Source organism: Enterococcus plantarum, from assembly GCF_001730295.1.
GTDB lineage: Bacteria > Bacillota > Bacilli > Lactobacillales > Enterococcaceae > Enterococcus_L > Enterococcus_L plantarum.
Window position 1 is genome coordinate 1 of record NZ_MIKA01000021.1, and the last position, 14,274, is coordinate 14,274.

12 protein-coding genes are annotated in these 14,274 nt (G+C 38.0%); all 12 read right to left on the minus strand.

Translation table 11 applies throughout. The features are described from left to right. Positions 1-384: 384 nt before the first annotated feature. On the minus strand, positions 385-1,662 hold the full coding sequence (gene icd, locus BCR22_RS08175; protein WP_069654451.1) for an NADP-dependent isocitrate dehydrogenase: 1,278 nt from the start codon (positions 1,660-1,662) through the stop codon (positions 385-387). After that, on the minus strand, positions 1,659-2,804 hold the full coding sequence (locus tag BCR22_RS08180) for a citrate synthase (RefSeq protein WP_069654452.1): 1,146 nt from the start codon (positions 2,802-2,804) through the stop codon (positions 1,659-1,661). Before BCR22_RS08180 ends, icd begins: the two co-directional genes overlap by 4 nt. Before the next feature lie 154 nt (positions 2,805-2,958). Further along, positions 2,959-5,667 (minus strand): aconitate hydratase AcnA, encoded by a 2,709-nt coding sequence (gene acnA, locus BCR22_RS08185; protein WP_069654453.1) that lies wholly within the window; start codon positions 5,665-5,667, stop codon positions 2,959-2,961. Between the two features lie 498 nt (positions 5,668-6,165). Next, on the minus strand, positions 6,166-7,557 hold the full coding sequence (locus BCR22_RS08190) for an oxaloacetate decarboxylase subunit alpha (protein WP_069654454.1): 1,392 nt from the start codon (positions 7,555-7,557) through the stop codon (positions 6,166-6,168). Beyond that, a complete protein-coding gene (gene citX / locus BCR22_RS08195; protein WP_069654455.1) occupies positions 7,554-8,096 on the minus strand; it encodes a citrate lyase holo-[acyl-carrier protein] synthase in 543 nt (180 codons plus the stop codon). Before citX ends, BCR22_RS08190 begins: the two co-directional genes overlap by 4 nt. Further along, positions 8,089-9,618 carry a citrate lyase subunit alpha gene (gene citF, locus BCR22_RS08200; protein WP_069654456.1) on the minus strand — a complete coding sequence of 510 codons (1,530 nt, stop codon included), beginning with the start codon at positions 9,616-9,618 and terminating at the stop codon, positions 8,089-8,091. Before citF ends, citX begins: the two co-directional genes overlap by 8 nt. Before the next feature lies 1 nt (position 9,619). Beyond that, complete coding sequence (citE, locus tag BCR22_RS08205; RefSeq protein ID WP_069654457.1) at positions 9,620-10,507, minus strand: citrate (pro-3S)-lyase subunit beta; 888 nt, start codon at positions 10,505-10,507, stop codon at positions 9,620-9,622. Then, positions 10,495-10,803, minus strand: a complete 309-nt coding sequence (citD, locus tag BCR22_RS08210) for a citrate lyase acyl carrier protein (protein WP_069654458.1) — start codon at positions 10,801-10,803, stop codon at positions 10,495-10,497. The genes citE and citD overlap by 13 nt, the downstream gene beginning before the upstream one ends. Before the next feature lie 13 nt (positions 10,804-10,816). Continuing rightward, on the minus strand, positions 10,817-11,812 hold the full coding sequence (gene citC, locus BCR22_RS08215; RefSeq protein ID WP_083241785.1) for a [citrate (pro-3S)-lyase] ligase: 996 nt from the start codon (positions 11,810-11,812) through the stop codon (positions 10,817-10,819). 13 nt (positions 11,813-11,825) lie between these two features. Further along, on the minus strand, positions 11,826-11,951 hold the full coding sequence (locus tag BCR22_RS15845) for an OadG-related small transporter subunit (protein WP_010760868.1): 126 nt from the start codon (positions 11,949-11,951) through the stop codon (positions 11,826-11,828). Positions 11,952-11,987: 36 nt separating this feature from the next. Further along, on the minus strand, positions 11,988-13,103 hold the full coding sequence (locus BCR22_RS08220; protein ID WP_010760867.1) for a sodium ion-translocating decarboxylase subunit beta: 1,116 nt from the start codon (positions 13,101-13,103) through the stop codon (positions 11,988-11,990). 44 nt (positions 13,104-13,147) lie between these two features. Next, the gene (locus tag BCR22_RS08225; RefSeq protein ID WP_069654459.1) at positions 13,148-13,528 is read right to left on the minus strand and encodes an acetyl-CoA carboxylase biotin carboxyl carrier protein subunit; all 381 of its coding nucleotides are present in this window, start codon (positions 13,526-13,528) and stop codon (positions 13,148-13,150) included. Positions 13,529-14,274: the final 746 nt, after the last annotated feature.

Here is a 14,274-nt window from a genome sequence, read left to right on the forward strand (position 1 = left end):
GTTTTTTTCCTTCAGCAGAACGAATAATACACGCAACAATTACTTTTTGATGGATGTCTAATCCAGCACAACAAGAACGAAGTACATCTTCCATTTTTACCATTCCTCCTTGAAAAAAAGTACAGAAGGGGCTATTCTACTTATAGAAACGATTTATTTTTATACGCAGGTTCTAAGACCTAATGATTGGTGCAAATAAGTAGAATGATCTAGTTTGTCCCTCAAGGTTACTTGGAGAAGAACCTCAATAAGTGATCGACCTACAAGCCACTCCTGTCATCTCTAAGTATGACAGGAAAAAGCCTGTAGGTCGATCACTTTCGTTTTCATTCTGTTTGGTGAGGGCGATAGCCCTCATGGGTGTTTGTCCCGACCTCTTTATTGCTAGTTGCTTTTGATTAATTGGACTAATACTTCTCCAAAATCGGAACAACTCAGTACAGTTGCCCCCTCCATTTGGTCTGCAAAATCTTTCGTTACTGTTTTGTTCACCAATGCCTCTTCAATACTTCTTGTAATGAACTCACTAACCTCGCTCCAACCTAAATAATCAAACATTAATACTCCAGATAAAAGTAAAGATGATGGATTCAATTGATTTAATCCGGCAAATTCTGGTGCTGTTCCATGCGTTGCTTCGAAGATTCCATGTCCCGTTACCAAGTTCAAATTAGCCCCTGGTGCAATCCCAATTCCACCAACTTGAGCCGCTAATGCATCTGAAATGTAGTCTCCATTTAAATTCAAAGTTGCAATTACATCATAATTTTCAGGATGAAGCAAAATATCTTGTAAGAAGATGTCGGCAATGCGATCTTTAATAATCAATTTACCTTCCTTTTCAGCAGTTGCTAATTGTTGATTCGCTATAACGTTACCTGACTCCTCTTTGATTTTCAAATAGGTTTGCCATGTAAATACTTTGTCTCCAAATTCATTTTCGGCTAAAGCATAGCCCCAGTTTTTAAAGCCCCCTTCTGTAAATTTCATAATATTTCCTTTATGAACAAGTGTGACTGATTTTCGCTTATTCTTTAATGCGTGTTCAATTGCACCTCGAACTAAACGTTCTGTTCCTTCTTTAGAAACAGGTTTGATCCCGATCGCCGATGTTTCAGGAAAGCGAATCTTATTGACACCAAACTCTTTGTTTAAATATGTAATCAATTTTTTTGCTTCAGGACTTTCAGCTAAAAATTCGATTCCTGCATAAATATCTTCTGTATTTTCTCTAAAGATCATCATATCTGTCTTTTCTGGATGCTTTAACGGAGAAGGCACTCTATCAAAGTAACGTACTGGTCGGTAGCAAATATATAAGTCTAGCTCTTGCCGCAATGCTACATTCAACGAACGAAAACCGCCCCCAATTGGTGTTGTTAGTGGGCCTTTGATTGCAACGAGATGCGTTTTGATGGTTTCCAACGTCTCTTCTGGCAACCAACTCCCAGTTTCATTGAACGCTTTTTCACCTGCTAAAACTTCTTGCCAAATAATTTTACGTTCTCCTTTATACGCCTTAGTAACCGCGGCGTCAAATACATTTTTAGCAGCCTGCCAAATTTCAGGTCCAATTCCGTCACCTTCTATAAAAGGAATGATTGGATAGTTTGGAACAACTAATTTTTTATTTTCAAACCCAATTTTTTCTCCATTTATCATGCTTCCATTCCTCCTGGATGTAATTCGGTGTTTATTCTATTATACTCTAACTGTTTCGGACCAATATAATGTGAACGCGGACGAATCAAGCAATCGTCTTTTTTCTGTTCATCAATATGACCTAACCAGCCAGAAACACGACTCATAGCAAAAATCAACGTAAATAAGTCACTATCGATATCCATACAATGATAAACCGTAGCAGAATAAAAATCGACATTTGGAATCAATCCTTTGGTCTCTTTTAAATAGCGCTCCACTTGACACGATAAAAAATACCATTGTTCTTTTTGGGTGATTGACGTTAGCTCTTTTGCTAGTTTTTTTAAATGTTTCTTTCTTGGATCTTCTGTTTTGTATACACGGTGCCCAAAACCCATGACTTTTTCTTTTCGATCTAGTTTTCGATTTAAGTACTCTTCAACATTTAGATTGTTGGAATCAATTTCTTTCAACATATCAAACACTTTTTCGTTTGCGCCACCATGCAGTGGCCCTTTTAAAGAACCGATTGCAGCTGTAATGCATGAATAAGCATCTGACAATGTAGAAGCACAGACTCTTGCGGTGAACGTACTTGCATTTAAATCATGATCAGCATGCAAGACTAATGCTTGATTCATGGCCGAAATCTGTACTTCTTCTGCTTCTTTTCCAGTCAGCATATAAAGAAAATTTGCCGCAATCGATAAATTATTTTTTGGAGGAATTGGGTCTAAACCTTTTCTTAGCCTTGCATAAGCCGCAATAATCGTTGGCATTTTTGCCTGTAATGCAAGGCTTTGCTGATACGTTGATTGTTCATCTGTCGCTTCAGCATTTGGATCAAATACCCCTAATAGTGAAATCGTTGACCGTAAAACACTCATAGGATGAAGATTCTGACGTGTTTGAATTTTTAAACATGTAATAATCGTATCAGATATTGGCATTTGAACAGATAATTCTTTTTTAAATGTCTTTAATTCTTGATTTGTCGGTATTTTCAAAAACCATAATAGATAAATCACTTCTTCAAACTGTGCATTTTCTGCTACTAAATCATCAATATTAACTCCTGCAAACAATAGCTGATTTTCTACGATCGAGCTGATTTTTGTTTCAGAAACTACGACACCTTCTAAGCCTTTTTGAATCTCCATCCAAGCTCCTCCTTAATGTAATAGAAAAATATGACTGAGGTAACTTTTTTGCCTCATTCATATTTTTCTACTTCCCGAAATTTTAACCTGCACCGCTAGACACTAGATGGCAAAACAGGCTTTTTATTATGTTTTAATTGTTTTAACGATCATTTTAAAGTTTTTTACGGATGACCATCGGTAAAATCCCACCATGTTGATAATAGGTGATATCAACTGCTGAATCAAAACGAAGAACTGTCTCAAATTCAATTACTTCTCCATTTGACTTACTCGCAGTTACCTTTACCGTATCCAAAACCCCTTTTGTTTCATCAATGTCAATATCAAATAACTCAGTTCCTGTTAAACCTAAATTATCCGCATCTTCACCTGGTTTGAATTGTAATGGTAATACACCCATCATTACTAAATTCGAACGATGAATCCGTTCATAACTTTTGGCAATCACAGCTTCGACACCAAGTAACTGAACTCCTTTAGCCGCCCAGTCTCTTGAAGAACCCATACCATAATCGTCACCTGCTAAAATCACAAGTTTTGTTCCTTGTTTTTGATAGTTCATCGCAGCATCGTAGATTGTCATTCTTTCGTTCGTTGGCATAAAGATCGTATAGCCACCTTCTACCTCTGGAACCAATTGATTACGAATACGAATGTTAGCTAATGTTCCTCTCATCATCACCTCATGGTGGCCACGTCTGGCGCCATAAGAATTAAATTCGCGGACCTCAACGCCTCTATCAATCAAATAATGACCTGCAGGGCTAGTTTTTTGAATACTTCCAGCTGGCGAAATATGATCAGTTGTAACTGAATCGCCAAACTTCGCTAAGACAGCTAATCGTTTCAAAGGTCTTCTCGGTTCTCTTTCTTTTGTCATTTTCGTAAAATAGGGCGGATTTGCAATATAGGTTGATTCCTCTTCCCAGCCATACAAAGGTTCATCGTTCGTTTCAATCTGATTCCATTCTTCATTGTCACTAAAAACCCGTGCATATTCTGCTTGGTAAAGTTCGGGCGTAACACATTCGTCGATCAATGCTTGAATTTCATCTCTGGACGGCCAAATATCATTGAAATAAATTGGTATACCGTTTTCTCCAATTCCAATTGGTTCGTTGAATACATCAATATCGACTGTTCCAGCAAGTGCATATAAAACAACCAGTGGCGGAGATGCCAGATAATTAGCTTTCACTAAAGGATGAATACGTCCTTCAAAATTACGGTTTCCACTTAAAACACCCGCAGTTAATAAATCATTTTCTTTGATTACATCTTCGACTTCCGGCTTCAATGCTCCCGAATTACCAATGCAAGTCGTACAACCATACCCAACAAGATGAAAACCTAACTGTTCTAAATAAGGCAGTAAACCTGCTTTTTTTAGATAGGCTGTCACAACTTTTGAACCTGGAGCTAAAGACGTTTTTACATAATTTGGTACGTTTAAACCAAGCAATGCAGCCTTTTTAGCTACTAAGCCTGCACTCAACATAACGAATGGATTCGAGGTATTCGTACATGAAGTAATCGCTGCAATTGCAATTGCTCCAGGCTTTAATTGATGCCGTTCTCCTTCTAACTCTAACGTCACATTTTCTGTCAACTGTTTTTCTGTGAGACCAAAGCCTTGCAATCCAGTTGGCGCTTTCACCGCATGTTCAAATGCTGTTTTCATTTCAGATAGCGGGACCAAATCTTGTGGTCGTTTTGGGCCAGCAAGGTTGGCTTCTATCTCGCTTAGATCGATTTCGATCACCTTTGTATAATTAGGTTCTTGATCGTTTTTTGGATCATAAAATAATTGGTTTTCTTTTAGATAACGTTCAGCTACCGCTACGTTCTGTTCTTCTCTTCCTGTTAGTCGCAGATAACGAATTGTTTCATCATCTACAGGGAAAAAACCGCAGGTCGCGCCATATTCGGGTGCCATATTTGCGACAGTTGCTCGATCGGCCAAGCTTAAACTAATTAACCCTGAACCAAAGAATTCTACAAATTTGCCGACAACCTTTTGTTTTCTTAATACTTGCGTTACCTTTAAGGCTAGATCTGTCGCTGTAGCACCTTGTGATAGTTCATTCACAAAACGGACACCAACAACATCTGGGATAGGAAAATAAGACGGTTCGCCAAGCATACTTGCTTCTGCTTCAATTCCACCAACACCCCAGCCTAAAACACCTAATGCATTGACCATTGTCGTATGGGAATCCGTCCCAACTAGCGTGTCAGGGTAAAGTAAAATCGTATCATCTGCTTGTTTTTTTTGCGTCACAACCGTTGCCAGATATTCAATGTTGACTTGGTGGACGATTCCGGTTGCAGGTGGAACAACACGATAATTATCAAATACTTTTTGCGCCCAGCTTAAAAAGCGATAACGCTCTTGATTGCGTTGAAACTCCATTTTCATATTTAACTGTAGTGCTTGTTTTACTCCAGCTACATCTACTTGCACTGAATGGTCAACAACTAAATCAACAGGAACTTCGGGATTGATTTTGGTTGGATCACCGCCAAAATCAGCAATTGTTTTTCGTAAAGAGGCTAAATCGACTATAGCTGGAACGCCTGTAAAATCTTGAAGAATCACTCGAGCTGGTTTGAATGGGACTTCACCTTTATTCGGCTGATTCGCCGACCAATTGGCTAATTGTTTAATATGTTCTTCTGTGATTCCATTATGATTTGACTGCCTTAATAATGATTCTAGTAACACACGAATACTAAACGGTAACTTAGCAACAAAAGAATGACCTTCCGTTTCTAATGACGCAAGCGAATAGTAATGATACATCTGATGATTCAACTCAAAAAAAGCATTTGATGATTTTTTGTTGGTAATCAAAAACATCCCTCCTAAATTCAACGATTGAGAAAAACGAACTTGTTTTACTAAATAATCTAATTCATATTTATGTACTGTACCAAAAATAAAACCTATACGGCCATCTTACATATGACTTGATTTTAGCCATTATAACGGCATAATCCTTAAAAGTAAACCTTTCTAACGATGAGAAAAGTTATATTAATTAACATATCTACGGCATAATTATGTCATATAATAAAAATCCTCATATATAAAGGTATAATCAATTTCCAAACGTATTTACACAATAATAATTAGCTATATAACATATTTCTCACATTTTTTTTTAATCTAAAACCCATCATAAAAAAACAAAAAAACACCTTAACACAGATAACATTTACTAAGTACTATTTGACCGATTTCAAGTAACTTTTATCGTTTTCATGTAATATGAAAAAAATTTATTTCTTTCAAAAAATCCTTTAAACATTCATAAAAAAAAGTTGCAAAATCGTCTGATTTTACAACTCCTTTTCATTAAATATCCAATGTAACACTCACTTCTTGCAAAGGAACATCATAAAATCGATCGTCTCTTCTGCCTAAGAAATCTTTTCCCTGTTGTGGGAATAACGCATATATCAAAACATCTTCTGTTGATTTTGCATACAGTTCAATTTCTTTTTCATAGGTTGGAAGTTCTGGCGCCAATAGGTCAGCAGGTCTAACTGTCATTACTTCTTCTTCACCAATGATTAAGTTTGTCATTGTCTCTGAAATTGCCACAGGGGGTTTTCCATAAAGTCCTTTGACATACTCTTTAATTTCTTTTGGGATCATTTTATAACGTTCTCCACTGATTACGTTCATAACGGCTTGTGTTCCAACCATTTGTGATAACGGTGTTACAAGCGGTGGATAACCTAAATCGGCACGAACTTTTGGTACTTCTTTTAACACTTCTTCGTATTTATCCGCTAGTCCTTGTTCTGTCAGTTGGCTCAATAAATTAGACAGCATGCCACCAGGTACTTTGTAAATCAATGTTTTTGGCTCCGTATCTTTCACTTTAGGGTTCAGCAATCCTTCTTCTCTGAATTTATCACGAATCGGATTAAAATAATCGGCCACTTCAGCCACTTTCTTCATGTCTAAGTGTGTATCGTATCCTAAATTCTCCAATGCAAGTGCCATTGATTCTGTAGCTGGTTGACTTGTTCCACCGGAAAATGACGAAATAGCGGTGTCAATAATATCTGCTCCTGCTTCAACGGCTTTTAGATAGGTCATTTCTGAAATTCCACTTGTTGCATGTGTATGAACTTCTAGCGGTACTTGAATTTTATTTTTGATTTCCGTAACTAAACGATACGCATCATCTGGTGTCAAGATTCCCGCCATATCTTTAATACAAATTGAGTCAGCGCCCATTTTTTCCAATTCTGTGGTCAATCCTACAAAATAGTTGATTGTATGAAAATCACTCGTCGTATAGGAAATAGCTGGTTGACAATGACCGCCGAATTTTTTGGTTGCTTCAATTGACGTTTGTAGATTTCTAGTATCATTTAGCGCATCAAAGACACGGATAATATCGATACCGTTCTCGATTGATTTTTGAACAAAAGCTTCTACAACATCATCGGCATAATTTTTATAACCAAGTAAATTTTGTCCTCGTAAAAGCATTTGTAGCTTTGTATTTTTAACAGCTTTTCGAATTGCTCTTAATCGTTCCCAAGGATCTTCATTCAAAAAGCGAATACAGGCATCAAACGTTGCACCGCCCCACACTTCTAAAGCGTGATAGCCTGCTTCATCTAGAGTTTGAATGATTGGCAACATATCACTTGTCGGCATTCTTGTGGCAATCTGGCTTTGTTGACCATCCCGCAAAACAGTTTCTGTAAAAAGGATTTTTTTTGTCATTTCATCTTTCCTTTCTCAATAAGTTGACTGATTGTTTCTTGCATTTCTGCTACGCTATGCTTTCTCTGTCTTCCACAAACTTTGGCTTCTTCTTCGCAGATAAAACAAGTTCTTGGTTTGTAATTTAGTTCCGTACGACTGATGGAATGGCAGGTATGATTCTTTAAATAAATCACGTCCAAATCCATCAAACGCCCTAAAGGATGTGTTTCTTCGATTTCAATGACTTTTCTTTTCAGTTCTTCTGGTGCTTCATTAAGAGCCAAATAATATTCAGAACCTGTTTTTAAATCTCGTTGTTTACCAGCAGCTATTTTTTTAGGAGGAAAAAGAGACTCTAGCTCTTTAATGACAGTTAAAAAGGCCAGTCTTAGCTGCTCATTGTTTTTTACAGGTCCTGGAATATTCATCGTAGCGCTTAATAAAGCACTTGTAGGGTACTTTTGTAAAAATTCTTGCTGAATTGTTACTCGTTTTTCTCTTGCATCCAGCATTTCTAACAACGTAATCGCTTCCCCCTGTAGATAGCATTTAGACATTTCTGACCACATCGATAATTGACCCATCACGGTATTCGATCAATGCAACTACTTTATCCCCATACTCGATAGCATCTGGTCTATCCACAATGCTATAGGCTTTTTCTTGTAGTTCTTTCATTGTTAATTGTGGAACGTCTAATGTTTTAAAATGTTCTACTAGGTCCTGACGTTCTGGATTAATCGCAATCCCAACTTCTGTCACCACCACATCAATGCTGCTACCTGGTGTTACCACTGTATTCACTTCTTCAACGATCGTCGGAATTCGTCCTCTAATCAACGGTGCAATCACTAAGCTCATCTTACAAGCAGCACTAGTATCTGAATGTCCGCCAGATGCGCCACGAATGACACCATCCGATCCCGTAATAACGTTCACATTGAAATTCGTATCGATTTCCAGTGCTGAAAGGATTGCTGTATCTAGTTGATTGATCACAGAACCTTTACTTAATGGCGAAGCATACATAGTTGCATCTATTTCATAATGATTTTCATAATTACCTAAAGAAACGGCAGATGGATGATCAAAATCTTGAACATCTATAATTTTTTCAACTAATCCTTCTTCTAATAACTCAACCATTGCATTTGTAATACCACCTAAAGCAAAGCTTGCTGTGATACCATCTTTGACCATGGCGTCTTTCAAAAATCTAGAAACGGCTAACGCTGCTCCGCCAGTTCCTGTTTGAAAAGAAAAACCATTTTTATAATAAGGCGAATGCGTAATCACTTTTGCTGCATATTCTGCAATCAATAGTTCTTTAGGATTCTTAGTAAAACGAGTTGCTCCTTTAGCAATGCCATTTGGATCACCGATTGCCTCAACTTCTACGACAAAGTCTACATCGGTTTGCGGGATACTGATTGGTGTATTTGGATACGGCATCAAGCTATCTGTAATCACGACTACTTGATCGGCATACTTCGCATCGATCATCGCATAGCCTAATGAGCCACATGTGGCTTTGCCTTTGGTTCCATTTACATTGCCGTATGCATCTGAGCTTGGTGCACCTAGAAAGGCCACATCAATATGGATATCGCCAGTAGCGATTGCTCTCGCACGACCACCATGAGAACGGATCACAACTGGATTTCCCATGATTCCTTCAGAAATCGCAGCACCAACTTTATCTCGTAATCCACTAGAGGTAATATTCGTTACTACACCATTTTTGATATGCTCAATCAACGGTTCATGAACATTTGCGATGGAGCTAGGTGCAATCGATAGGTTTTTGATTCCTAAAGCCGCGATTTCTTTTAGAACCATATTCATAACAAAATCGCCTTCTCTAAAATGATGATGGAAAGAAATTGTCATACCATCTTTTAATCCTGTTTTTTCAATAGCTTCTCTTAAACTACCTAGTAGCTTCGTATCTCTTGGTCTAACAGGTTTAATCTTACGGCTAGCTTCTTTGTATTCACGAATATTGGCTAGTTCCCCTTTGAATAAACCATATTGTTCAGCATAATTATCTGGAATTTCTTTGCCTACGTTATTTTTCATTTTAGACTTCCTCCTCAGAAATTAATTTTGCTGCAATAGCTAAAGCAATTACTCGCTCTGCCCGTTCAACAATTGGTTTATCGACCATTTTTCCATTAACTGAAATGACGCCTGAACCTTTCGATTCTGCTTCTCTAATCCCCCAGATCACTTCTTTCGCATTTTGAATTTCTTTTTCACTTGGTTCATATACACTATTTACTAACGGAATTTGACGTGGATTGATGACAGATTTACCGTCAAAGCCTAACTGCTTGATCAACTCAACTTCTGCAAGAAATCCTTCTGTATTCTCTACATCTGAGTACACCGTATCGATTGCCGCGATGCCTGCCGCTCTTGCTGAATGGAGGATAAAGCTTCGGGCAAAAAATAATTCTTGCCCATTTGGATAGCGGTGTGTTTTCATATTGGTTACATAATCTTCTGCACCAAGTGCAATACCGATCAATCGATCACTTGCAAGCGCAATTTCACGAGCATTTAAAACACCTTCAGCCGATTCAATTGCCGCCATCATTTTAGTTGTCCCAACAGCGATGCCATATTTTGTTTCCATTTCTGTGATTACTGCCTCTACATCAACAATATCTTGTGCCGTTTCAGTTTTTGGCAAACGAATCACATCTACACCTGCTAAAACCATTGCTTCAACGTCTTGACGCCCCACTGTATCTAATCCGTTGATTCGGACAACCGTTTCTACAGAAGAATAATCAAATGTTCTCAAGGCATGATAGACAAGTAAACGTGCACTATCTTTTTCTTTTAATGAAACCGCATCTTCAAGGTCAAACATCAACGAATCAGCACCGTATAACGTCGCATCTCTTAGCATTGAAGCATTTGCTCCAGGTACAAACATCATGGTTCTTCTTAAACGTTCCATGTATTTAACACCTGCCAGTCTACATTTTCTTCATTAGCAGCGCGATAAACAGCTGCCACCGTTCGAGCTTGAATAGTACAATCCAATGCGCCCTTATCAATTGCCTGAACCTTCGCATTCGTAACAGACAAATGATTCAAGGTCTCTTGTATTTTTTCACGAATTTGACGTCCAAATTGCTTTTCAACACTGCTGTCTAGTTCAATTTGAATTCCTTGTCCACTGTTTTTTCCAATTGTAATCATAATATCGCTTGATTCAGTTGTACCAGCAGATGCGTTTTGTTTGATTTCCAAAATATACACCCCGTTACTTATTTTTTTGTTTGATTATTTCTTCAAACGTTTTGGGTGGAACAAGAGGTTTGATTGCTGCGTAATTTCCTTGTTCCATTAAAGCTCGTACTTTGGTCGCACTGACAACCTCCTCACCAATTTGTTTTCTTGGTAAAATAACTAGATTTAGCTGGGAACCAAAGGTCTTTTTCATTGCCTGATTGTAAATTTTCGTTACTTCTGAAAATGGCTCTTCTCCAACAAATCTAGTTGTTATCGATAAAATAGAAGCAATCTTTTCTTTAAATAAAGTGGCATCCAAAACAGCCTGAACTTGCGCAATACTTGCCTTCGCCTGATCTTTCAAAAAATAAGATGGGAAGGTCGCACTGGATACCATGTATTCTCTTGTTGGTAAAACGACCACATTTGATAAATGGCTAACGCCTTCTTTTACCAAGTTAAAACGTGTCTTTGCATTAAATAGCGAACGTTCCTCAGACAAAACAAAGAGATAAACCGTCTCGGCAGTTTTAGCTGCTTCTGTCACTAAATATAAATGACCCTTTGTAAATGGATTAGCATTCATTACAATGGCTGCATTGTCCTTCGTCTTTGTCCGATGCTTTTTGAGTTCCGTTAAATAGTCTTCAAAATCAGGAAATCCCTGCTCCATAAAAACCAGTTCAGTTGTTGCTGTAATTTCAGTAAAACCTAAAGAACGAAACAGCTTACTGGTTTTTGGCTTTGTATATAAAAAGTAATGGTGATAGCCTATTTCCTGCAATTGTTCTCTTAATGCTTGAACAATTCGAGAGAGCAGATTTTCATTTTGATAAGAAGAATCGATTGCAATACATTTTAAAATATTTTGAAAAAGCGATCCTGTTCCAATAAGCTTCTCCTGATCGTAAATGCCGATTGTAAAGTCTAGCTGATCATCAGGTATCAGATCAGCTTTCATCAGAAAATCTGACCACTGCTGTTTTCCTACCCAATCTCGATCAAGCCAAATTCTTCTGATATCCATGGTTTAACACTTCCTAGCTTTTCGGTGGAAATAATTTATTTAGCATAAACGACGCAAAGTATATCACAAAAATGACCACAAACACGCCACCCCAACCAAAAACTAATAGTTCTAATGATTTTAATAAATCAGCTGACATGAGCCAAGCTCCTTTCCTTTTCTTCTATTCAAAACGCTACGCAAGCAACGCTAATAACAAGCCGCCCGCAATAACAGACGCGATCTGTCCAGACACATTTGCACCAGCGGCATGCATTAAAATGAAGTTTTGTGGATCTTCGTCTGTTGCCATTTTTTGAATCACTCGACTAGACATCGGAAATGCTGAAATTCCTGCAGCACCAATCATAGGATTAATTTTTTCTTTTCTAAACAAATTCAATAATTTAGCAAACAATACCCCACCAACTGAATCCATTACAAAGGCAACTAACCCCAGACCAATAACCATTAATGTATCAATTTGTAAAAATTCTTCGTACTGCATTTTTACTGAAATCGCTAACCCTAGCACAATACTGATGATGTTTACAAGCTCATTTTGCGCTGTCACGGATAAACGATCCAAGACACCACATTCACGTAGTAAATTCCCAAACATCAAGAACCCAACTAATGGAAGAGAAACTGGTGCTACCAATCCAGCGACAATCGTAATCACGATAGGAAATAAAATCTTCGCTGTTTGTGATACTTCGCCAGCACGATAGGTCATGCGGATTTTGCGTTCTTTTTTCGTAGTAACAGCTTTAATCGCCACTGGCTGAATAATAGGAACCAAGGCCATATAAGAATAAGCTGCCACCATAATTGCGCCCATATATTTCGAATTCAAGGTGTTCGCAACGAAAATAGATGTTGGACCATCTGCTGCTCCGATAATTCCGATAGAAGCAGCATCATTTAAATCAAATCCTAATAAAACTGCCGCAATAATCGTAAAGAAAATCCCAAATTGAGCGGCTGCACCAAACAATAATAAGAATGGATTTTGTAACAAAGGACCAAAATCAATCATAGCCCCAATACCGATAAATAATAACAACGGAAATAACTCCGTCGAAATCCCTATATCAAACAACACTTGAAACGGACCTGCTTCTCCACCAGCACTTAATACACCCGAATTGGGAAAATTGACTAAAATCGTACCTAATCCCATTGGCACAAGTAAAGTAGGTTCGTACTCCTTTTTGATACCTAAGTACATCAAGATACCACCGATTACCATCATTACAATACGACCAGGTTCCTGCCCCATTCCTACTACGCCTTCAATTAATGTCTCCACAAACGTCACTTCCTTTTTTTAAAATTAAACTTCTTTTTTCTTATTTAACCGATTGTAATTAATGGTTCGCCAGGATTGACCATATCACCTTGTTGGACATGAATCCCTGTGACTGTTCCAGTTTTTCCAGCTACGATTTCATTTTCCATTTTCATTGCTTCCAGAATCATTAGCGGCTGATTTTCTTGTACGGTGTCCCCAACAGATACTAAAATGTTCAAGATTGTTCCAGGCATAGGGGATGGCATCGCATCATTTCCAGCTGGTGTACTTGCTGGGGGTGTTGCTTGCTCGACCGGTTCAGGTGTTGGAGCTGCTGCTGGTGTAACTGGTGCGGCGATCGGTGCTTGTGGCACACCGCCAACTTCTTCCATTTCTACTAAATACTCTTTCCCATCGATTGAAATTTTGAACTTACGTAACATTTTTTTTCCTCCTAAAATTAAAAGTGTAATAGGCTCGTTTCGTCTCGACTGAAAAATAGGAAATTATGACTGAGGTGCTTTTTGCCTCTTTCATCATTTATCTTTTTTCCGAAGAGCTAGCCTATGAAACTAGATAACACAAAAGTATAATGGGCTCGTCCAGCTCTGACTGAAAAATAGGAAAAATTGACTGTGATGCTTTTTGTCACATTCAATTTTTATCTTTTTTCCGAAGAGCTAGCCCGTGGAACTAGATAACACAAAAGTATAATGGGCTCGTCCAGCTCTGACTGAAAAATAGGAAAAATTGACTGTGATGCTTTTTGTCACATTCAATTTTTATCTTTTTTCCGAAGAGCTAGCCCGTGGAACTAGATAACACAAAAGTATAATGGGCTCGTCCAGCTCTGACTGAAAAATAGGAAAAATTGACTACGATGCTTTTTGTCACATTCAATTTTTATCTTTTTTCCGAAGAGCTAGCCCGTGGAACTAGATAACACAAAAGTATAATGGGCTCGTCCAGCTCTGACTGAAAAATAGGAAAAATTGACTACGATGCTTTTTGTCACATTCAATTTTTATCTTTTTTCCGAAGAGCTAGCCCGTGGAACTAGATAACACAAAAGTATAATGGGCTCGTCCAGCTCTGACTGAAAAATAGGAAAAATTGACTACGATGCTTTTTGTCACATTCAATTTTTATCTTTTTTCCGAAGAGCTAGCCCGTGGAACTAGATAACACA

Coding starts and splice junctions, on each gene's coding strand:
- icd (WP_069654451.1), bottom strand. CDS start 1,662: ATGATAAATGGAGAAAAAATTGGGTTTGAAAATAAAAAATTAGTTGTT.
- BCR22_RS08180 (WP_069654452.1), bottom strand. CDS start 2,804: ATGGAGATTCAAAAAGGCTTAGAAGGTGTCGTAGTTTCTGAAACAAAA.
- acnA (WP_069654453.1), bottom strand. CDS start 5,667: ATGTTTTTGATTACCAACAAAAAATCATCAAATGCTTTTTTTGAGTTG.
- BCR22_RS08190 (WP_069654454.1), bottom strand. CDS start 7,557: ATGACAAAAAAAATCCTTTTTACAGAAACTGTTTTGCGGGATGGTCAA.
- citX (WP_069654455.1), bottom strand. CDS start 8,096: ATGTCTAAATGCTATCTACAGGGGGAAGCGATTACGTTGTTAGAAATG.
- citF (WP_069654456.1), bottom strand. CDS start 9,618: ATGAAAAATAACGTAGGCAAAGAAATTCCAGATAATTATGCTGAACAA.
- citE (WP_069654457.1), bottom strand. CDS start 10,507: ATGGAACGTTTAAGAAGAACCATGATGTTTGTACCTGGAGCAAATGCT.
- citC (WP_083241785.1), bottom strand. CDS start 11,812: ATGGATATCAGAAGAATTTGGCTTGATCGAGATTGGGTAGGAAAACAG.
- BCR22_RS15845 (WP_010760868.1), bottom strand. CDS start 11,951: ATGTCAGCTGATTTATTAAAATCATTAGAACTATTAGTTTTTGGTTGG.
- BCR22_RS08225 (WP_069654459.1), bottom strand. CDS start 13,528: ATGTTACGTAAGTTCAAAATTTCAATCGATGGGAAAGAGTATTTAGTA.